General features: G+C 71.8%; 17 protein-coding genes. 8 read left to right on the top strand and 9 right to left on the bottom strand.

Going from position 1 to position 19,182, the window contains the following annotated elements; all coding sequences use genetic code 11:
- Positions 1-2 precede the first annotated feature (2 nt).
- The 4 genes from BC793_RS42175 to BC793_RS42160 form a co-directional block, all read right to left on the bottom strand.
- Complete coding sequence (locus tag BC793_RS42175; RefSeq protein WP_239170626.1) at positions 3-1,355, bottom strand: L-serine ammonia-lyase; 1,353 nt, start codon at positions 1,353-1,355, stop codon at positions 3-5.
- 83 nt (positions 1,356-1,438) lie between these two features.
- Positions 1,439-2,284, bottom strand: coding sequence for a glycosyltransferase family 2 protein (locus BC793_RS42170; RefSeq protein WP_109602246.1), 846 nt, complete (start codon positions 2,282-2,284; stop codon positions 1,439-1,441).
- Between the two features lie 97 nt (positions 2,285-2,381).
- Positions 2,382-3,134, bottom strand: a complete 753-nt coding sequence (locus BC793_RS42165; RefSeq protein ID WP_109602245.1) for an SGNH/GDSL hydrolase family protein — start codon at positions 3,132-3,134, stop codon at positions 2,382-2,384.
- 125 nt (positions 3,135-3,259) lie between these two features.
- Positions 3,260-4,648: an NAD-dependent succinate-semialdehyde dehydrogenase gene (locus BC793_RS42160; RefSeq protein ID WP_109602286.1), complete on the bottom strand. Its 1,389-nt coding sequence runs from the start codon at positions 4,646-4,648 to the stop codon at positions 3,260-3,262.
- A gap of 80 nt (positions 4,649-4,728) precedes the next feature.
- Here BC793_RS42160 and BC793_RS42155 point away from each other — a divergent pair, with 80 nt between their 5' ends.
- The 3 genes from BC793_RS42155 (at position 4,729) to BC793_RS42145 (ending at position 8,624) form a co-directional block, all read left to right on the top strand.
- Positions 4,729-5,607 (top strand): LysR family transcriptional regulator, encoded by an 879-nt coding sequence (locus BC793_RS42155; protein WP_109602285.1) that lies wholly within the window; start codon positions 4,729-4,731, stop codon positions 5,605-5,607.
- A gap of 82 nt (positions 5,608-5,689) precedes the next feature.
- Positions 5,690-6,877 (top strand): FIST signal transduction protein, encoded by a 1,188-nt coding sequence (locus BC793_RS42150; RefSeq protein ID WP_109602244.1) that lies wholly within the window; start codon positions 5,690-5,692, stop codon positions 6,875-6,877.
- Positions 6,878-6,887: 10 nt separating this feature from the next.
- Positions 6,888-8,624 carry a putative bifunctional diguanylate cyclase/phosphodiesterase gene (locus BC793_RS42145; protein ID WP_109602243.1) on the top strand — a complete coding sequence of 579 codons (1,737 nt, stop codon included), beginning with the start codon at positions 6,888-6,890 and terminating at the stop codon, positions 8,622-8,624.
- A gap of 96 nt (positions 8,625-8,720) precedes the next feature.
- Here the strand turns inward: BC793_RS42145 and BC793_RS42140 are convergent, their stop codons facing one another.
- Positions 8,721-9,638 (bottom strand): AraC family transcriptional regulator, encoded by a 918-nt coding sequence (locus BC793_RS42140; protein ID WP_109602242.1) that lies wholly within the window; start codon positions 9,636-9,638, stop codon positions 8,721-8,723.
- A gap of 73 nt (positions 9,639-9,711) precedes the next feature.
- Between BC793_RS42140 and BC793_RS42135 the strand changes: the two genes are divergently transcribed.
- Positions 9,712-10,560 (top strand): NADP-dependent oxidoreductase, encoded by an 849-nt coding sequence (locus BC793_RS42135; protein ID WP_109602241.1) that lies wholly within the window; start codon positions 9,712-9,714, stop codon positions 10,558-10,560.
- Positions 10,561-10,573: 13 nt separating this feature from the next.
- Here the strand turns inward: BC793_RS42135 and BC793_RS42130 are convergent, their stop codons facing one another.
- Positions 10,574-10,849: a hypothetical protein gene (locus BC793_RS42130; RefSeq protein ID WP_203896588.1), complete on the bottom strand. Its 276-nt coding sequence runs from the start codon at positions 10,847-10,849 to the stop codon at positions 10,574-10,576.
- A 93-nt stretch (positions 10,850-10,942) separates the two neighbouring features.
- Between BC793_RS42130 and BC793_RS42125 the strand changes: the two genes are divergently transcribed.
- Together BC793_RS42125 and BC793_RS42120 are read left to right on the top strand one after the other, a co-directional pair.
- Entirely contained in the window at positions 10,943-12,094 is a 1,152-nt protein-coding gene (locus BC793_RS42125; protein ID WP_158319539.1) for an MFS transporter, read from the top strand.
- Positions 12,095-12,116: 22 nt separating this feature from the next.
- Entirely contained in the window at positions 12,117-12,464 is a 348-nt protein-coding gene (locus BC793_RS42120) for a hypothetical protein (RefSeq protein ID WP_109602239.1), read from the top strand.
- On the opposite strand, the gene BC793_RS42115 is transcribed toward BC793_RS42120, so the two are convergent.
- Complete coding sequence (locus tag BC793_RS42115; protein ID WP_109602238.1) at positions 12,461-12,736, bottom strand: hypothetical protein; 276 nt, start codon at positions 12,734-12,736, stop codon at positions 12,461-12,463. The two genes, BC793_RS42120 and BC793_RS42115, sit on opposite strands and share 4 nt — an antisense overlap.
- Before the next feature lie 227 nt (positions 12,737-12,963).
- Here BC793_RS42115 and BC793_RS52570 point away from each other — a divergent pair, with 227 nt between their 5' ends.
- On the top strand, positions 12,964-13,674 hold the full coding sequence (locus BC793_RS52570; protein ID WP_109602237.1) for a DivIVA domain-containing protein: 711 nt from the start codon (positions 12,964-12,966) through the stop codon (positions 13,672-13,674).
- Between the two features lie 60 nt (positions 13,675-13,734).
- Here the strand turns inward: BC793_RS52570 and BC793_RS42105 are convergent, their stop codons facing one another.
- Positions 13,735-15,372, bottom strand: coding sequence for a M28 family metallopeptidase (locus BC793_RS42105; protein WP_109602236.1), 1,638 nt, complete (start codon positions 15,370-15,372; stop codon positions 13,735-13,737).
- A gap of 223 nt (positions 15,373-15,595) precedes the next feature.
- On the opposite strand from BC793_RS42105, the gene BC793_RS42100 reads away from it, so the two are divergent.
- A complete protein-coding gene (locus BC793_RS42100; RefSeq protein WP_109602235.1) occupies positions 15,596-15,952 on the top strand; it encodes a VOC family protein in 357 nt (118 codons plus the stop codon).
- Between the two features lie 54 nt (positions 15,953-16,006).
- Here the strand turns inward: BC793_RS42100 and BC793_RS42095 are convergent, their stop codons facing one another.
- Entirely contained in the window at positions 16,007-19,066 is a 3,060-nt protein-coding gene (locus BC793_RS42095) for an RICIN domain-containing protein (protein ID WP_109602234.1), read from the bottom strand.
- Between the last annotated feature and the right edge of the window lie 116 nt (positions 19,067-19,182).

Raw genomic sequence — 19,182 nt, 5'->3', positions numbered from 1 at the left:
CGTCAGCACTCGGTGACGTTGACGGCCAGGCCGCCGCGGGACGTCTCCTTGTACTTGTCCTTCATGTCGGCGCCGGTCTCCTTCATGGTCTTGATGACCTTGTCGAGGGACACGTGGTGGCGGCCGTCGCCGCGCAACGCCATCCGCGCGGCGGTGACGGCCTTGACGGCGGCCATGCCGTTGCGTTCGATGCAGGGGATCTGGACCAGCCCGCCGACCGGGTCGCAGGTGAGGCCGAGGTTGTGTTCCATGCCGATCTCGGCGGCGTTCTCCACCTGCTCCGGTGTCCCGCCGAGCACTTCGGCGAGCCCCGCCGCGGCCATCGCGCACGCCGAGCCGACCTCACCCTGACAGCCGACCTCGGCACCGGAGATGCTGGCGTTGCGCTTGAAGAGCATGCCGATCGCACCGGCCGTCAGCAGGTACCGGACCACGCCCTCCTTGTCCGCGCCGGGCACGAAGTCCAGGTAGTAACGCAGCACGGCCGGAATGATCCCGGCGGCCCCGTTCGTCGGCGCGGTCACCACCCGGCCGCCGGCCGCGTTCTCCTCGTTCACCGCCATCGCGTAGACGGTCAGCCACTCCATCGCCAGCTCGGCCCGGTCCCCGGCCACCCGCAGCTGACGGGCGGTGGCCCCGGCCCGCCGGCGCACCCGCAGGCCGCCGGGGAGCACACCCTCGGCGTACAGGCCGGCGTCCACGCAGTCGCTCATCACCTGCCAGATGTCGAGCAGGCCGGCCCGGATCTCCGACTCGGTACGCTGCACGCCCTCGTTCGCCAGCATCAGCCGGGAGATCGACAACCCGGTGCTGCCGGCGTGCGCCAGCAACTCGGCGGCCGTGCCGAAGACGTAGGGGACGGTCGTGTGCGCAGGCCGTACCACATCCGTGGTCGCGCCGTCGACGACGAACCCGCCGCCGACCGAGAAGTAGGTCCGGCGTGAGATCTCCGAGCCGTCGGCGCGCAGCGCCGTGAACAGCATCCCGTTGGGATGCCCCGGCAGCACCCTACGGCGGTGCAGCACCAGGTCGACGCCGACCTCGCGCTCGCGCAGCAGCCGCAACCGGCCGTCCGCCCGGATGCGCGCGGCACGCGCATCCGCGGTGATCACGTCCACCGTCTCCGGAGTGTCACCCTCGAGACCGAGCAGTACGGCCTTCGGCGTGCCGTGCCCGTGCCCGGTGGCCCCGAGCGACCCGAACATCTCGGCACGAACCGTGGCGACGTGATCGTCTCCGGCCAGACGGCCGGCGAAGAGGCGGGCCGCCCGCATCGGTCCCACGGTGTGCGAACTGGACGGGCCGATGCCGACGGAGAACAGATCGAAGACGGAGATGTGCTGCTCAGGGCTCACGATGCACTCCTTTGTGCGTCGACGGCCGGGGGAAGCCGACGGACGTGGTTACGTGAGCGGGGGTGCCCGCGGTTCAGCGACGGTCAGTCGCAGACGCCGGCCATCGGGTTCTTGCGGGCCACCACCACGGGCAGCTCGTGCCGCCGGTGATGGTCGGTGTGCAGCCAGCGCATCATCGGATACATCGCCAGCAGGAACCGGGCGGTCATCCAGGCACGGACGTACGATCCACGCCGCAACCGGCCGATGTGCCGGGCGTACCCGCGCTCGGTCATCAGCAGGTAGTGCCGGAACCCGGCGAAATCGCCCTTCACCCGGCGTGACGACGTCCCGGCCACCAGCCGCCGGGCGTACCGCACCGCATAGCCGCCCTCCCGCAGGTGGATACCGAGATCCAGGTCCTCGTGGAACCGCTCGTCGGTGCAGAGGGTCGCCGCCACCGCCAGCCAGATCGGCCGCCGGATCGCCATGTTCGCCCCGAAGACCCAGTCGAGACGCCCGTTCGGAACCGTCCACAGACCGCGGATCAGCGCGTCGCCCCGGGCCGCCACCCGTGGCAGCGTCACGTCGTAGTAGCGGACCGGCCCGGTCGCCGCGTCCACCGACGGATCACCGAACGTCGCCTCCACCGCGGTCAGGTGGTTGGCCGGCAGCCGGGTGTCCGCGTCGATGCGCACGATCACATCTCCGGTCGCCGCGTTCAGGCCCCGGTTGCGGGCGTGCTGCACCCCCTGGCGTTCCTCGCGGAGAACGATCACCCGGTCCCGGAAGCCGTGCAGGATCTCCGCGGTCCGGTCGGTGGAGTTGTTGTCGACGACGATCACCTCGTCGGCGGCCCGGGACTGCGAAAGAACAGCCTCCAGGCAGGCGCCGATCATTGCTTCTTCGTTGTACGCGGGAATGACGACGGAAATACGCAGCCCGGACATCGGTCCTCCGATTGACGCATCGGCCTGCAGGATTTCGCGCCGGTGGCGGACGCGACAACGCAGGTTGGGCGACGAATCGGTGGCGCTTCGATGAGCGTCAGGCGGTGATCGGAGTCCAGGTCGGGAACTTCGGCAGGCGGTTGTCACCCGAGGAGCGGCCACGGAGCCGCCGGTTGATCCACGGCAGGACGTGCTCGCCGTAATAGCGGGCCTCGTTGAGGATGCGGAAGGCCGGTGCCGGGCCGGGGTCGAGCGTGTGCGGCGGGGCCGGGTGGCCCAGGGCGCCCAGCACCAGGGACGCCACCCGGCGGTGACCGGCCGCGTTGAGGTGCAGACGGTCGACCGACCAGTACACCCGGCGGCGCAGCTCGACGTCGCGGAAGCAGTCGACGAAGGTCACGTCGTAACGGGGGAGGAGCTCGGCCACCGCGGCGGTCAGGATCTCGCCGCGCTGCCGGAAGGTGGCACCGAACGGCAGGTGGTCGGCGGGGTCGGCGCCGCTGAGCACGACCAGCCGGACCCCGGCGTCGGCACAGCGCCGCACGGCCCGCTCGGTCAGCTCGATCAGCCGGTCCAGTGACACGCCGCGGCGCAGCATGTCGTTGCCGCCGCCGTTGAAGGTGATCAGCGTCGGGGCGGGGGTGAGCGCCAGGGCGGCCTCGAGCTGGTCGGTCACGATCGGTTCGAGCAGGCGGCCGCGGATGGCGAGATTCGCATACTCCACCGGGCCGTCGGCGATCTCGGAGAGGCCGGCGGCGACCAGGTCGGCCCAGCCCCGCTCGGTGCCGTCGGGAAGGGTGTCGCCCAGACCCTCGGTGAAACTGTCGCCGATCGCCACGTAGCGCGTCATCTGGTGCCCCCGCTGATGAAACCGTTCCTGATCGGCGTCGACGCTATACGACCGAACGGTCGCAAAGCTAACCTCCACGGCGGCGACCTTCGTCACGCACCACACCGGCCGCCGCCGCGGGACGGCTACCCGGGCCAGTCCACGCTGAGGTACCTGGTCTCCTGGAACTCGCGCAGACCCTCCCGGGCGCCCTCCCGGCCCAGACCGCTCTGCTTGACGCCGCCGAACGGCGCGGACGGGTCGGAGACCAGACCGCGGTTGACGCCGACCATGCCGGCGTCGATCGCCTCACCGAGGCGCAGCGCACGGGCCAGATCACCGGAGAAGACGTACGCGGCCAGGCCGTACTCACTGTCGTTGACCAGGTCCAGCAGCTCGTCCTCGGTGGACCAGGTGGTGATCGCCGCGACCGGCCCGAAGATCTCCTCCCGCAGGATCGCCGCGTCGGCCGGCACGTCGACGAGCACGGTCGGCGGGTAGAAGTGACCGGGCGCGTCCGGCAGGGCGGCCCGATGGCTGATCCGGGCACCGGCCGCGACCGCCTCGTCCACGATGCGGGTCACCCGGCGCAGCGCGGCCGCACTGATCAACGGCCCGATCGCGGCACCGGCGGAGGCCGGCCCGACACTCAGCTCCGCCACGGCCGCGCCGAACCGCGCCACGAAGACCGCCGCGATCGACGTGTGCACGTAGAACCGGTTCGCCGCGGTGCAGGCCTGCCCGCCGTTGCGGAACTTGGCGATCATCGCCCCGGCGACGGCCGCCTCCGGATCGGCGTCGTCCGCGACGATGAACGGCGCGTTCCCGCCCAGCTCCATCGACGAGTTCACGACCCGGTCGGCGGCGTGCCGCAGCAGCACCCGGCCGACGGCGGTACTGCCGGTGAACGAGATCTTCCGGACCCGCTCGTCATCCAGCCACGCGCCGACCACACCGGACGAGCCGGTGGTGGTGACCACGGTGAGCACGCCGTCCGGGAGGCCCGCCTCGGCGAGCAGCGCGGCGACGGCCAGGGCGGTGAGCGGTGTCTCGGCGGCCGGTTTGACCACGGCGGTGCAGCCGGCGGCGAGCGCCGGGCCGATCTTGCGGGTGATCATCGCGGCCGGGAAGTTCCACGGCGTGACCAGCGCGGCGACACCGACCGGCCGGTGCGTGACGAGGGTACGGGTGCCGCCCGCCGGCGATTCACCGAAGTCGCCTCCGGGCCGCACCGCCTCCTCGGCGAACCAGCGGAAGAACTCGGCGGCGTAGGTCACCTCACCGGCCGCATCGGTCAGCGACTTGCCGTTCTCCCGGCTGATCAGTTCCGCGAGATCGTCGCGATCGCGGATCATCAGCTCGAACGCGCGGTACAGGATCTCCGAGCGACGGCGCGGCGGAGTCCTGGACCAGGACCGGAACGCCGCGGAGGCCGCGTCGACCGCATCGACGGCATCCGCGATGCCCATGTCCCGCACGGTGGCGACCACCGCCAGGGTCGCCGGGTCGACGACCTCGAATGTCACCGCATCCATGTTCACGCCGTTCAGTCTCGGGCCGCCGGCCATGCCCGTCCATTACCGTGACGGCAGCCTGACTATGCCGGGGAGGCATGATGGAGCTGCGCCATGTCCGATACTTCGTGGCGACCGCCGAAGCCGGCACGGTCAGCGGTGCCGCCGCCCGGCTGCACCTCACCCAGCCCGGCCTCTCCCGGCAGCTCCGCCAGCTCGAGAAGGACCTCGGCGTGCCGCTCTTCGACCGCTCGGCCGGCCGGACGGAACTCTCCACGACCGGCCGCGCACTCCTGCCGCAGGCTCGTGACCTGCTGCAACGCGCGGACGCCCTGAGGGTGGCGGCGTCCTTCCACGCCCTCGGCCGACTGGAACGACTGACCATCGGCGCGCCCACGGTGACCCTGACCGACGTGGTCGCCCCGTTCATCGCCACCCTGGCGCCGGACGATCCGACCATCGACGTCCTCGGTGCCGACGGCCGGAACCCCGCCGACACCCTGCGGCTGGGCGCGGACCTGGCGATCGGCACGATCCCGGCGTCACCCCCGCTCCACCAGATGCCACTCGCGGTCCTGCCGGTCTGGGCCTACGTCCCCGCCGGCCACCCGTGGGCCGGCCGGACCGGTGTCCCCCTCCCCGAACTGCTGGACGAGTCCCTGATCCTGCTACCGCCGACCTTCACCGCCCGGCAGTCGCTCGATGCCGCGTCGAGCGACCGGTCGTACGGACCGGTCATCGAAGCCGCCAACGGAACCGTCGCCCAGGCGCTGGCCGCCGCCGGCCGCGGTATTGCGGTCGCCTCCGACGACCCCCGGTTCGGACTGATCCCGCTGGCGGTGGAGACCGGCGGCCACCGGCTCTCCATCCGGCTGCGCGCCGTCTGGGACTCCCGCCATGCCGCCGCCGCCACGATCGAGGACTTCGCCGCCCGCCTCGGCCACTTCATCCGCGCCCGCTACCACGTCTCCGTCTCCTGACCGGGCGCCTCGCCTCCGGCCGTCCGGTCGACATCGTCCAGGTGATCTCAGGTCCGGCCCCGGGGTGCCGATTCGCTGCGGCATGGATCGCGTTGACCTGGACGGCCGCTGGTTCGGCTCGGGACACAGCACCCTGACCGATCCGGCCGCGGCCGGAGCCGAAGCGGCCGCCGCCGCGCTCGACGGGCGTACACCCGTGGTGGTGTTCGTCTTCTGTTCGGTCGGCTATCACGTGCCGGAGCTGTTCGACGGCATCCGGGCGCGGGCCGGTGCCGACACCGTGATCGTCGGGTGCAGCACGTCGGGGCAGCTCGGGGGCGGTGCGGTGAGCCGGGACGGGGTCTCGGTGACCGCGTGGGGCGGGGCGGGGTTCGCCGTACGCACCCATGTGTCCCGCAACGTCTCGGGCCGCCTGCGTGACGCCGGGGTGGAGGCCGCCTCCTGCCTGGGCGCCGTCGACCAGCCGCACCGCGCGCTGCTGATGCTCTGCGACGGGCTGACCGGCAACCAGCACGAGATCGTGCGCGGCGCCTTCTCGGTGGCCGGTGCCGCCGTGCCGCTCGTCGGCGGCTGCGCCGGCGACCACCTCACCTACGTGCGCACCTATCAGTTCCACGGCGGCCGCGACGGGGTGGAGATCCTCTCCGACGCGGTCGTCGGCGTGGCCGTCGGCTCGGACGCGCCGCTCGGTGTCGGCATCGCCCACGGGTGGCGCAAACAGGGCGACGCGATGATCGTGACCAGCAGCCGGGAGGGTCGCGTCTACGAACTGGACGGCGAACCGGCCCTGGACGTCTTCCTGCGGCGGCTCGGTGTCGACGAGTCGATCCTCGACGACGACGAGGCGTTCCGGCACGCGGCGTTCCTGCACCCGCTCGGTCTCTCCCGGCGCAGCGGTGAGGACATCCGGGTCATCCACGACGGGGACCGGGACGACCGCTCGGTGTTCTGCCTGGCCGATGTGCCGCAGGGCGCCCTGGTCTGGCTGATGGAGAGCGACCCCGGATCGCTCACCGACGCGGCCGGACAGTCCGGGGCCCAGGCCCTGCAGACGCTCGACGGCGGCCCGGCGCTCGGGGCGCTCGTCTTCGACTGTGCGGCCCGCCGGGTGGCCATCGGCGAGGACGGGGTCGGGTCGGAGAACGACGGTATCGCCAAGGCGATGCCGGATGTGCCGTTCGGGGGCTTCTACACCACCGGTGAGATCGCCCGGGTCCGTGGCGCGCTGGGCATGCACCACTTCACCGTGGTCACGCTCGCGCTGTCCTGAAGGGGTCGACGTGAACCACTGGTCCACACATCAGCTCACCGAGTTCTTCGCCGCCGTCTGCGAATCCCAGGACGAACGCGGCGCCATCACTCTCGCCGTGGAACGCGCCGCCGAGGTCCTGGAGGCCGAGGTCGGTGCGGTGCTGCGCGGCGACCGGGTGGAGGTGGCCCGCGGCGTCGACCGGGACCTGCTCGACGTCGCCCTGCCGGCCGGTCCGCAGGCCGTGCTGTCGCTACCCGGGCTCGACGACCTCAACATCGGGTCGGCCCGGTTCGGCACCGAACCGCGCGGCCTCCTCATGGTGGCCCGCGCCGGCGACCCGCTCGATCCGGAGGAACGGCAGCTCCTCCAGGCCATGGCACAGACCCTCGGCCTCGCCCTGTCCAACATCGCCCTGCTCACCGCGGAACGCCGGCTACGGGCCGAACGCGAACGCGAATCCGCCGAACGCCTGGCCCTCGTGCAGTCGCTGCGCGAGGCCCGGCACGACTCGCTGACCGGCCTGCCGACCCGGGTGCTGTTCCTGGAGATCCTTGCCGAGAAGCTGCACACCACCGCGCCGACCGGCGTCCTCTTCATCGACCTGGACCGGTTCAAGGCGGTCAACGACAGCCTCGGCCACCGGGCCGGCGACGACCTGCTCGGCCACGTGGCCGCCCGGATCCGGGACTGCCTGCGGCCGGTCGACACCGGCGCCCGGATCGGCGGCGACGAGTTCGCGGTGCTGCTCGACGACACCGGCGCGGAGAACGCGGTCCCGGTCGCGTGGCGGATCATCGAGTCGCTGCGCCGCCCGTTCCGGATCGCCGGACGCGACGTGTTCATCGGCGCCAGCATCGGCATCGCCACCGGCACCTCCGGGTTCGACGCCGACGACCTGCTCGGCAACGCCGATGTCGCGATGTACCGGGCCAAGAAGGACGGCCCCGGCAAGGTCGTCGTCTTCGAGCCGGCCATGCACGCCGAGGCCCTGGCCCGGCTCACCCTGACCGCCGACCTCAGGCACGCGCTCGCCGCCGACCAGTTCCGGCTGCTCTACCAGCCGCTGATCCGGCTCGACAGCGGCCGGGCCACCGGCGTCGAGGCGCTGATCCGCTGGTCGCGTCCCGGTTCCGGGTTCCTGCCGCCGGCCGGGTTCCTGCCGCTCGCCGAGGAGAACGGCATGATCGCCGACATCGGCCGCTGGGTGCTGCGTACCGCCGGGGCACAGGCGGCCCGGTGGCGGCGGACCATCCCCGAACTCACCCTCAACGTCAACGTGTCCGGCCGGGAACTCGTCGATCCGGGTTTCGCCGCCGACGTCGAGCGGACCCTCGCCGACTGCGGGCTGCCGGCCGCCGCGGTCACCCTCGAACTCACCGAGTCGGTGCTGATGAGTGACCCCCGTACCGCCGTGGCCAGCCTCACCGACCTGCGTGACCTGGGCGTCGGCCTGGCCATCGACGACTTCGGCACCGGCTACTCGTCGCTGTCCTACCTGCAGCGGCTGCCGGTCGACGAACTCAAGATCGACCGGGCGTTCATCAGCCGGGCCGAACCCACCACCGCCGACCTCGCCGTCATCCGGACCGTCGTCGAACTGGCCCGCGCCCTGAAGCTGCGCACCGTGGTCGAGGGCGTCGAGACGGCGGCACAGCACCTGGCGATGCGTGAGTTGGGCTGCGACTACGGGCAGGGTTACCACCTCTGCCGGCCGATCGAGCCGGAGAGCGTACCGGCGGCCTTCGCGGGGCCGCTGACCGACTGACACGGGCCCTCCCGTCGCGGTGATCACGCCGGGCCGGGTGGTCAGCAGGATCGAGGTGTTCTCCGCCGCCGGGACCGGCCTAGGCTTCGTCCCCGTCTACCGGTCGATCTCCTGATCGGCGCCGCCGGGCCGGCGACGATACCGGCCCGGCGGCATCCCGAAACGGCGTTTGAACGCCGCCGCGAACGCGAATTCGGAACCGTAGCCGACCCGCCCGGCGACCGCTCCGACGGTCAGGTCGGTGCGCCGCAGCAGCCCGGCCGCCATGGTCATCCGCCACCAGGTCAGATAGGTCAGCGGCGGCCGGCCGAGCAGACCGGTGAACCGGCGGGCGAACGGCGCCCGCGACAGCCCGCCCGTCGCGGCCAGGCCGGCGACCGTCCAGTTCCGGCCCGGCTCGCGGTGCATGGCGTGCAGAGCCGCGGCGGTCACCGGGTCGGCGAGGGCCGCGGCCCAGCCGGTCCGGTGCCGCCCGCCCAGACAGGTACGCAGCAGGTGCACGAGCATGGTGTCGAGCAGCGCCGGGATCAGGGCGTCGCTGCCCGGGCCGGGTTCGGTCAGCTCGGCCGCCAGATGGTCGACGACGGCGGCCAGCCGCGGATCCGACCCGGCCGGGACGTGGATCAGATCCGGCAGGTCCCGGACCAGCGGGTGCACCAGGTCCGGATCCAGCTCGTACGCCCCGCACAGCGTGACGGTTGCGCCGGCGCCCGCCCGGGGCGGTGGTCCGCCCGCCGGGGCCGGGGCGCAGGCCGGCGCGATCGGCCGGGTGCCGGGCGCATCGGCGAGCGCGTGCCCGTCCCCGTGGGCACGGAACACGATGTCGCCCTCGGCCAGGCGCACCGGCTCGGCCCCGTCCCGCAGCAGCACGCAGGACCCGCGCAGCATCACGTGGAAACCGGCCGCCCCGGGCACCGGCGCGAACTCCTGCGCCCACGGCGCCTGCCACGCCACCAGTGCCGATCGGGCCCGCCCGGTGCGCATCACGGCGAGCACGTCACTGAGCACGTCCATGCCGAGACGATCGCACAGGAAAGCGAGACCGTGAAGTATTCATCGTCTCGGCGGCTCTGCCTACGGTGCTGTCATGAGAGCGATGCGCATGCACGGGTACGGCGGACCCCCGGTGATCCACGACGACGAGATCGAGCCGCCCGTCCCGGGTCCCGGCGAGGTCCTGCTCCGGGTGGAGGCCACCACGTTCAACCCGTCCGAGGCCGGTCTGCGCCGTGGGCTGCTGCGGTCGGTCGTCGCGCTCGATCTGCCGTACACCATGGGTCTGGATGTCGCCGGGACCGTCGTGGCGGCCGGATCCTCCGGCCTCGCCGTGGGGGACCGGGTGATCGGCCGCCTCGACGGAGGCGCCGCCGCCGACTTCGCGGTCGCCCCGGCGGACGTGCTGGTCCGCGTGCCGTCCGAGGTGGACCTCGCGGAGGCGGCCGCCCTGCCGATCGCCGGGCTCACCGCGTGGCAGGCCGTCTTCGAGCACGCCGCGGTGACCGCCGGGCAGCGCGTCCTGATCAACGGGACCGGCACGATCGGCCGGTTCGCCGTCCAGCTGGCCCGGCACGCGGGCGCGGACGTCGTCGCCGTCTCACCGTCGCGTGACGTCGACCCGCCGACCGGGCCGGTGGACGCCTTCCTCCATCTCGTCCCGGCCGAGCCGCGGCACACCGCGCTGATCCGGGCCGGCGGGGTGCTGGTCTCCGCGACCACCCCGGCCGCCTGGCTGCCGGCCGGTGACTTCCGGGCCCGGCACTTCATCGTCCGCAACGACACCGCGCAGCTCGCCGCCCTGCTGAACCTGGTCGCCACCGGTGCGGTCGGCATCACCATCGCCGCCCGGCGACCGCTCGCCGACCTGGCCGCCGTCCACGAGGAGGCGGAGAACGGCCGTCTGCCCGGGAAGACCCTGCTCCTGCCGGCCGCCCGGTGACTGACCGCCTCGATCACCCCCGCGGCGGCGGTGGCGTGCCGGGACCGGCCGGGAGGCCCGCGACGCGCAGGCACTCCGCGCACGCCGGCAGCGTGGTGATGTCCACGCGCGTGTCAGTGAGGTGCATGTCGTAGGCGATGTCGATCGCCCACTGATCGTGGCCCCAGACCGGCCGCCCCGGAGCCGAACACAGGGTGAGCCCGATGCTCCCGCCGTCCTCGCCGGGGGCGTCCTCCAGAGCCACGGACAGATGCCGCAACGTGCCGTCCGTACACGGTCGAGGTGTCATCGGATCCTCCTGCCACCGGATGTGTCACCGATCCCCGTGACAGCGAAGCGTATCCATGTCCCGCAAGCGGCCGGGCGTCGATACGGTGGGCCGGTGGGGAGCCTTCTGGCGCTGGCGGCGGCCGCGTTCTGCTACGTCGCCACGGAGACGATGCCGGTCGGCATCCTGACGCTCATCTCGGGAGACCTCGGCGTCCCACCCCAGGCGGTCGGTCTTCTGATCACCGGGTACGCCGTGACGGTCGCCGTGGTCACGATCCCCCTGACGTACGTCACCCGGAACGTCCCCCGGCGCCGCCTCCTGATCGTCCTGTCGGCCGTGCTCGCGCTGGCCGACCTGCTCTCCGCCGTGTCGCCGTCCTACCCGGTCCTGCTCGGCGCCCGTCTGCTGGCCGCCCTCTCCCAGGCGATCTTCTGGGCGGTGGTGGCCCCGGTCGTGGCGGCCATGTTCGACGTCGCGGTCCGGGGCCGGGTGAACGCCGTGGTGTTCGCCGGCGCGTCCCTCGGCCCGATGCTGGGCGTGCCGGCCGGCACCTGGATCGGTCAGCAGTACGGCTGGCGGGCCGCTTTCCTCGCCCTGTCCGCCCTGGCGCTCGCCGCGTTCGCCGCCCTGGCCGCGGGCATGCCGGCCGTCGAGGTCGCGGCCACGCACGCCGCCGCCGGCACGCACCCGGACCGCCGCCGGTACGCGATCCTCGTCGCCGTCACCACGCTGTCGGTGGCCGGGCTGTACGTGTCGTTCACGTACACCGAGGTGTATCTGACGCAGGTGACCGGTTTCGCGGCGGCCGCGCTGGCCCCGCTGCTGCTCGCCCGCGGGATCGCCGATTTCGGCGGCATCGCGGCCGGTGGCTGGGCCGCCGACCGTTGGCCGCGCGGCGCCGTCACCGGATCGGGGGCCGTCCTCGCCGCCGGCCTGATCACCATGTATCTCACCGCCCAGGACCGGGCGGCCACCGTGGTTCTGGTGGCCGTCACCGGGTTCGCGATCGGCGCGCTCACGCCGGCGCTGCAGAACCGGGTCCTCGACGTCGCGCCGGGCAGTACCGAGATGGCCTCGGCCGGCAACTCGGTGGCCTTCAACGTCGGCATCGCGGCCGGTTCGCTGCTCGGCGCGGGGGTGCTCGACGGTTCCGGGGCCAGGGCCACCGCGCTCGCCGGTGGGCTGCTCGCGCTGGCCGCGCTCGCCCTCTTCCTGGCCGAACCGCTGCTCACCCGGCGTACCCCCGAGGTCATCGACCGGTGATCGCCCTGGCAAGCTTCGGCAGGTGGAAGCACTGCGGCTGATTCTTCTCTTCATTCACCTGGTCGGTTTCGCCCTGCTGCTCGGCGGCGCCGTCACCCAGTTCGTGTCCGGCAGGTTCCGGATCAACCCGGCGATGCTCTGGGGCTCGATCATCCAGCTCGCCAGTGGCATCGCGCTGGCGGCGCCGCTGCGCGGAGGCGGCGTCCTCGAACCGAGCCCGGTCAAGCTCGGTGTGAAGGCACTCTTCGCCGTGCTGATCTTCATCATGGTGTTCTTCTCGCGCAAGCGTGAAGACGTCAACAAGGGACATTTCATGGGCATCATCACGCTGACCGTGGTGAATGCCGCGGTGGCCGTCTTCTGGAACTAGGCGGGCCGGCAGTACTCCTCCGCGCCCGCCTCGAAGCCCCGGTCGAAACCGAGGGCGAAGCCGCGGGTGTAGTCGGTGGCCTCGTAGGTCTGCGCCCGGATCGGCTTGGCACAGTCGGTCCGGGCGGCCTGCATGCCCCGGTCGAAACCATCCTGGTAACCCTGCTTGAACTGGCGCCCGTCGACCGGCGCGGCGAGAGCGGGCGCCGGGGCGACCGGGCCCAGAACCGCCGTGACCAGCAGCAGCGCGATGCCGAATCGTCTCGCTTTCATGACCTTCAGAATCTACGCGGCGTGCCCGCGCCCTGTGCGGCGAACGGAAGAACCCGCGGATAGGTGTGATGCGGACGGCGTGGGCGTGCGCGCGGCGGCGGGCGCCGGTAGTCTCGATCGGATTCTTGTGGGTAGGAGGCCCGCTCGATCATGCCCACGGCAGGGGCACTGGGCCGTTGCGTAGGATCTCTCGCCGCACGACCCAACCAAGGGAACCGAGGAGCACGATGCCGCTCACTCCAGCAGACATTCACAACGTGGCGTTCAAGAAGCCGCCGATCGGGAAGCGTGGATACGACGAGGAGGAGGTCGACGCCTTCCTCGACGAGGTCGAGTCCGAGCTGACCCGGCTCCTGGAGGAGAACGGCGCCCTCAAGGACACGCTCCAGCGCGGCGGTGGTGGCGGCGGTGGCGGCGGCAACCCTGCCGCGACGATGGTCCTCAACAACGAGTTCGCCGACCTGGCCGCCCAGTTGGAGCGGCTGCAGGAGGCGCGGGCCCGGGCCGAGCAGAACGCCCGTAACGTGCAGGACCAGCTCCAGCGCGCCCGTAGTCAGGCGCCGTCGGGGGCGCTGCCGACGCTCAACGCCGCCGACGACGACCGCAACTCGCGGGTGCTGATGATGGCCCAGCGCACCGCCGACGAGCACATGCGCGACGCGCAGCGCGAGTCCGAGACGCTGATCACCGGCGCTCAGGGCAAGGCCGACCAGCTGGTCAGCGAGGCGCAGATCAAGGCCGCGACCATCGAGTCCGACGCCCGGCGCAACCACACCGAGGCGATGGACAGCCTGGTCGAGAAGCGGGCCGCGGCGCTGGACGAGATCGAGCGGCTTGGTCAGCTCGCCACCAGCTACCAGGAGGCGCTGACCAACCACGTCCAGCAGCAGCTGATGGACCTGACCGCGGCGCCCGAGCCCGGCGGCCGCGACATCTGACACCGATCGCCGGAAAGGCCCGCCCCCTGTACGGGGAGCGGGCCTTTCCGCGTCAGTACGTCAGGACTCCGGGTGGTGCGGCTTGTGCCCGCCGTCGCCGGTGTTGAAGGTGCCCTGCGGGCCGGCCGGGGCCGGCAGCCGGATCGGCTTGCCGGGAACCGGCCTGCCCCGCACGCCGTTCACCGACTCGGTCGAGTAGGCGAAGGTGAGCTGCGCGAACGCGATCAGGTCACTGTTCACCTCCAGGGCCTTGAGGTCCAGGTTGGTGATGTCGTCGCCGGCCTCGTGGTAATTCGGGTCGAACGACGCTCCGGCCGTCCCGCCCCAGATCGCGGCCTGCTGCTCCGACTTGACCACCTCGGCACCGGTGAACAGGCCGCCCGACGGGATACCCGCCTCGATGAACGCCTGGTAGTCGCTGCGGCCGGAGAACTCGGCGTCGTCGTACGGCAGCTTCTTCCACGTGTAGTAGGACTCGAAGAGTTCCTCGAGCGCGGTCGAGCCCTCCGGCACCACGACCGGCGCCGGGAACGACGACTGGTCCGCGTCGTACACCTGGAAGATGTAGTTCGGCGAGCCGACCATGTCGTAGTTCAGGTAGAGCGCGATCTTGTCCTTCTCCGCCTGGGACAGCTCCGCGACGTACGCCGCCGAACCGAGCAGACCGTCCTCCTCGGCACCCCACCAGGCGAACCGCACGGTGTTCTGCGGCTTCGTCTTCGCCAGGGTCAGCGCCGTCTCCAGGATCGCGGCCGAGCCGGAGCCGTTGTCGTTGATGCCCGGGCCGGCGGTCACGCTGTCCAGGTGCGAACCGGCCATCACCACGTTGTCGCGGTTCCGGCCGGGCAGTTCGGCGATCACGTTGACGTCGGTCCGGGTCTGCGTCGGCAGGACCCGCACGTGCGCCGTCGAACCGGCGGCCGCCAGGGCGGAGCCGTCGGCGAAGGAGGCACCCACCACCGGGATCGTGACGTCCGGGGCCTCGCCCAGCGTGCCGACGATCAGGGCCTCCCGGGTCGGGTCGTTGCCCTGGTTGAAGAGGATCACGGCCTCGGCGCCCGCGGCGTCCGCGTTGCGGGCCTTGATCACGAAGTCACAGCCGCCCCGCTGGACCAGGGCGATGTCGGCGGTCCCGCTGAAGTCCAGGCCGGTGAAGTCGGCCTCCTCGCAGGCGCTGGTGCTGGCCCGGGTGCCGGTCAGGTTGATGTCGACCGGGACGACCCCACCGGTCACGTCGCCGGACGGGCTGTTGGTGAAGGCACCGGTCTCGTACGACGCGGCCGTCGGGGTGATCTGGTCCAGCACCGCCGGGAAGGCGAACTGAAACTCGAACGGGTCCAGGGTGACCCGGTAACCGGCCTTGCGCAGCAGTCCGGACACGTACTTGACGCTGTCCGCGTACCCCTTGGTGCCGGCCGCCCGGCTACCGGGGTAGTGCGGGTCGGTGCTGCGGTCGGCGATCCTCTGGAACTGCTTGAGGTGCTTGAGCACCCCGTCGACCGACACGCACTTCAGAACCTCTGCGTAGGTGTCGTTGACCTGCCTGGCGCACTGGTCGTGGCCATGTCCGTGTCCGTGTCCGTGACCACCTGCCGCGGCGGCGGTGGCCGGGGCGACGGTCAGCACGGTGGCGATCGCCGCCGCACTCAGCACACGGACCGATCGGCGCCGGGTCGGCGCCACGTCGTCGTGACTCATCTACCTGTTCTCCTGTCCATAACGGAGCTCGCATCACCGTAGAAGAAGGCGGGTGTCGATGACCACCGGCTGAAATCGGCCCGTCCTGCGTGATATGCGGCGGAGCGGGACTCACGGGTTCCGCTCCCGCCGCACACGCCGGAGGGAGAATCGGCCGTACCGGATCGCATTCGCCGGGCAAACCGGAACCGGATCGTCCGGAATCTTTCCTAGCATCGCCGGTATGGCTATCGCACGTTTCCCCACCATCGTCCTGGACTGCCCGGACCCGTCGGCGCTCGCGAAGTTCTACGGCGAGATGCTCGACTGGAAGGCCGAAGCCTCCGAGGACTGGGTCGACCTCAAGGCAGACTACGGGCAGTGCATCTCGTTCCAGCAGGTCGAGAACTATCGGGCGCCGGTCTGGCCGGAGCAGGAGGTACCGCAGCAGATGCACCTCGACGTGGTCGTCGACGACCTCGACACGGCCGAGGCCGCGGTGCTGGCGCTCGGCGCCACCAAGCACGCGACCCAGCCGGGGACCACGTTCCGGGTGTTCCTCGACCCGGCCGGGCACCCGTTCTGCCTCTGCCTGAGCTGATCGGGAGCGGACGGCCGCGGACGCCGACCCGAAGGCCGGCGCCCGCGGCCCGGATCAGCGCCCGCGGACGAGCGTGATGCGGTAGGTGCGCTGTGCGGAACCGTCCTCACCGGTACTGACGACGGTGCGGGTACGGCCGGAGCCGGTGACCGCGACGGTCGCGTACGGGTCGGTGGTCACCGCGGTCACCTGGACGCACGACAGGTCGCGCACCGGCACCCGCCAGGTGGTGACGGCCGGGTTGAACTTCTTGATCGGCACACCGTCGACCAGGATCGACGTGACCGACGCGTCGGTGCCACGGCCGGGCGCCTTGGCGTACACCTGAAGCTCGGAGACGGTCAGGTAGCCGTCGGGCGTCGGGGTGAGCCGGAGGCAGACCGTGCCGGCGGAGCCGGTCGCGAGCGGAACGTCGACGACGGCCGACGTGACCGTGATCGGTGACCCGGTGACCTGGCAGCCGCCGTCGGCGGTCGGTGTGCCGGCCTGGACGGTGGCGGCGACGCCACCGCCGGACGAGTTGTCGGGGTAGAAGTGCAGCACCGCCCGGCCTGCCGAGGCACCGGCGGGCAGGGTCGCGGTCAGCGTCTCGACCGGGTTGCGGCCGGACCCCTTCCAGTTCGACCAGGCCTTGTCGGTGAGGTTGCCGTTGGTGAGACCGGCCGTCGAGTAGCCGGGCTCGGTGTAGGAGGCGCCCACCGTGATGCCGTCGAGCAGCCCCTCGGACGGCGCGGTGACCTGCACCCGCACCGTGGCCGGCAGCGTCTGTCCGGCGACGATCCGCGCGGTGCCGGCCACGGTCACGACGCCGGTGCGGCTGTAGTCGCCGGTGCCCCAGGTGACCGGGACGGTCGCGCGCCCGCCGTGCCGGCCGACCGCGGTCACCGTGCCCGGCATTGCCGGGATGCCGCCGGTGTAGGCCTTGGCCCGGGTGGGTTCGGTGGCCGTCCACACGTCGACGGTCACCTTGGCGGTCGCGGCGATCCGCCTGCCGAGCGTGTCGGTCGCGGTTCCCCGGACCAGCACCACGCCCGGCCTGCGCCACTTCGACGCGGCGGGCAGGGTCCAGGTGACCGGCAGGGCGCGGCTCTCGCCGCTGGGCAGGACGGCGGTCACCGTCGCCGGGAGCACGGGCGCCCGGCCGGGCACGGTGTGGGCCAGAGCGATCTCGGTACGCCCGACCGTCTCGTCCTTGAGCGCCCACCGCTGGTTGCCCGCCGAGGTGGGCAGGTAGGTCCCGACCGGGGACCCGTCGGCGGTGGCCTCCCCGTTCACGTCGAGCAGCCGTCGTGCCCCCACGTTGACGAGCGTGTACGTGCCGTCGCCGGTGGTGGAGAAGAGCCACAGCGCCCCGTCGTCGACGGTGCCGGCGGTCTCCGCGACGGCCCGTCCGTCCCGGACCGCGAGCCGCTGCCCGGTGCCCGCGTTGATCACCTGGTAGCGGTCGTTCCCGGACGGCTGGACGGTCCACAGCTGGTTCGCGGCCGTGGTGTCGCCGGTCCGGATCACGATGCCGTCACCGGACGGGGTGAGCGAGCGCCCGCTGGCCACCCCCTGGAGCCGGTAGGTGCGGTCGGCCGACAGGTGCGTCGCGCCCGGGTCGGTGACGCCGCTGACCAGGAACGTCGTGACCGACTGCGCGGGTACGGTGAGGGTCGCCTTCGTGCCGGTGACGCGGACCGGTGTCCCCCGGACGAGCTTGCCGCTCGCGGCGGTGACGACCGGGGTGACGGTCGCCCTCCTGATGTCGAATCCGGACAGGTCGAGCGTGACCGTCTCACCGGTCGCGGCCGGGTTGGCGTGCACGACGGTCGCGCCGGTCGGGGACACCGCGGCGATGCTGCGGGTGCTGTCGGTCTTCACCAGGTGATCGCCCGGCTTGACGTAGTGGGTGAAGTTCCGGATCGTGTCGAACTTGGTGTTGGTCCGCACCGGGCACGTGGCCAGGGTGTCCGTCGCCGTGCAGTCGAACGGCACGTGGATGGATCCCCATTGCAGGTTGCCCTCGGCGACCATGTTCTCCGCGTCCTCGACCGGCTGCCACAGCACCCAGGCCGACGGCTCCAGCTCCCGCAGGTCGTCGATGATCCGCTGGGCCATTCCGAGACCCGAGTCCATGCTGGTGAAGTCCTTGCCCCAGCTGCCCTCGACCTCGCTCATCCACAGCGGCCGCTGCTCGGCCTTGGCGATGTCCCGCACGCTGGTCCGGCCGCCGGTGCCGTAGGTGTGCACGTTGATCCGGTCGACCGCGTCCCGGGCGGCGGGGGTCATGCCGTACCAGTCGGTGACGAGCGTCCCCGGGTTGGTCTCGTCGGGTGCCGCGATGGCGCGGTCCGGCGCGGCACGCCGCAGCGCCTCGATCACCGCGGCCTGGAGCGCGGGCCCGGCGTGGGCGCCCTCCTGACGGCCTCCGGTCGGCTGGCCGTCAGATCCCAGGGTGGTACGCCAGTAGTTCGTGTTCGGCTCGTTGAGCGGCTCGATGGCGTCGACCGTGATGCCGTGCGTCTTCTCGAGGAACTCGGTGACCCGGACCAGGTAGGTGGCGAACTCGTCGAGCCGGTCGGCGCGGATCTGATCGGTGTTGGGGTCGAAGCCGCCGCTCACGTAGCCACTGACGGTCTGGAACCAGGGCGGCGAGTTGCTGAACGTCTCCCAGTGGTCGATGTCGGCCTTGATCCGGTCCACCCACCAGCGCTGGTTCGCGTCGGCGTTCCAGTCCCAGTGCTCCGGGTTAGCCGGATCCCACCAGTCGGAGTCGGCCGGGGTGTAGCCGGACGGTGCCTTCCACCAGCCCGGGACGTCGCCGCCGGGCCGCAGGTAGGAGCGCACGGTCGGGGCGTTGCCGCCGCCGATGTTGTAGCGGGCGATGTTGAGGTTCAGTCCGTCGGCGCCGAAGAGCAGGTCGGCGAGCCGGTTGCGGATCTCGTCGGGGTAGTCGCCGGTGGCGTGCGAGAGCCAGGCGAGGCTGGTGCCCCAGCCCTCCCACTCCGGTCCGCGGTAACTCGGGTCGATGGTGATCGTGGTGGTGGCGGCGGCCGCGGGGGCGGCCGTCGCCGGTGCTGCCAGGGTCGAGACGGCCAGCGCCGTGGCCGTGAGGAGCGCTCGAATCTTCATCGCAGTCCCTCGTTTCGTCGGCTGGCCCTCACCGTCGTCTCAAGGACGTTGAGACAGCGGTGGGAACCAGCCCGGTGGGATGTTTACGTAAACATTTGGCTATATGGATGTCAATG

The organism is Actinoplanes xinjiangensis, from assembly GCF_003148685.1.
Lineage (GTDB): Bacteria > Actinomycetota > Actinomycetes > Mycobacteriales > Micromonosporaceae > Actinoplanes > Actinoplanes xinjiangensis.
Note: the sequence above shows the minus strand (reverse complement) of the source record. Positions and strands in the feature narration are given on the sequence as shown.

Excerpts from the sequence above, each read along its gene's own strand:
- BC793_RS42155 (WP_109602285.1), top strand. The coding sequence starts at position 4,729 with ATGGAGCTGCGCCATGTCCGATACTTCGTGGCGACCGCCGAAGCCGGC.
- BC793_RS42100 (WP_109602235.1), top strand. The coding sequence starts at position 15,596 with ATGGCTATCGCACGTTTCCCCACCATCGTCCTGGACTGCCCGGACCCG.
- BC793_RS42095 (WP_109602234.1), bottom strand. The coding sequence starts at position 19,066 with ATGAAGATTCGAGCGCTCCTCACGGCCACGGCGCTGGCCGTCTCGACC.
- BC793_RS42160 (WP_109602286.1), bottom strand. The coding sequence starts at position 4,648 with ATGGATGCGGTGACATTCGAGGTCGTCGACCCGGCGACCCTGGCGGTG.
- BC793_RS42170 (WP_109602246.1), bottom strand. The coding sequence starts at position 2,284 with ATGTCCGGGCTGCGTATTTCCGTCGTCATTCCCGCGTACAACGAAGAA.
- BC793_RS52570 (WP_109602237.1), top strand. The coding sequence starts at position 12,964 with ATGCCGCTCACTCCAGCAGACATTCACAACGTGGCGTTCAAGAAGCCG.
- BC793_RS42130 (WP_203896588.1), bottom strand. The coding sequence starts at position 10,849 with ATGACACCTCGACCGTGTACGGACGGCACGTTGCGGCATCTGTCCGTG.
- BC793_RS42165 (WP_109602245.1), bottom strand. The coding sequence starts at position 3,134 with ATGACGCGCTACGTGGCGATCGGCGACAGTTTCACCGAGGGTCTGGGC.
- BC793_RS42140 (WP_109602242.1), bottom strand. The coding sequence starts at position 9,638 with ATGGACGTGCTCAGTGACGTGCTCGCCGTGATGCGCACCGGGCGGGCC.
- BC793_RS42135 (WP_109602241.1), top strand. The coding sequence starts at position 9,712 with ATGAGAGCGATGCGCATGCACGGGTACGGCGGACCCCCGGTGATCCAC.
- BC793_RS42115 (WP_109602238.1), bottom strand. The coding sequence starts at position 12,736 with ATGAAAGCGAGACGATTCGGCATCGCGCTGCTGCTGGTCACGGCGGTT.
- BC793_RS42105 (WP_109602236.1), bottom strand. The coding sequence starts at position 15,372 with ATGAGTCACGACGACGTGGCGCCGACCCGGCGCCGATCGGTCCGTGTG.
- BC793_RS42150 (WP_109602244.1), top strand. The coding sequence starts at position 5,690 with ATGGATCGCGTTGACCTGGACGGCCGCTGGTTCGGCTCGGGACACAGC.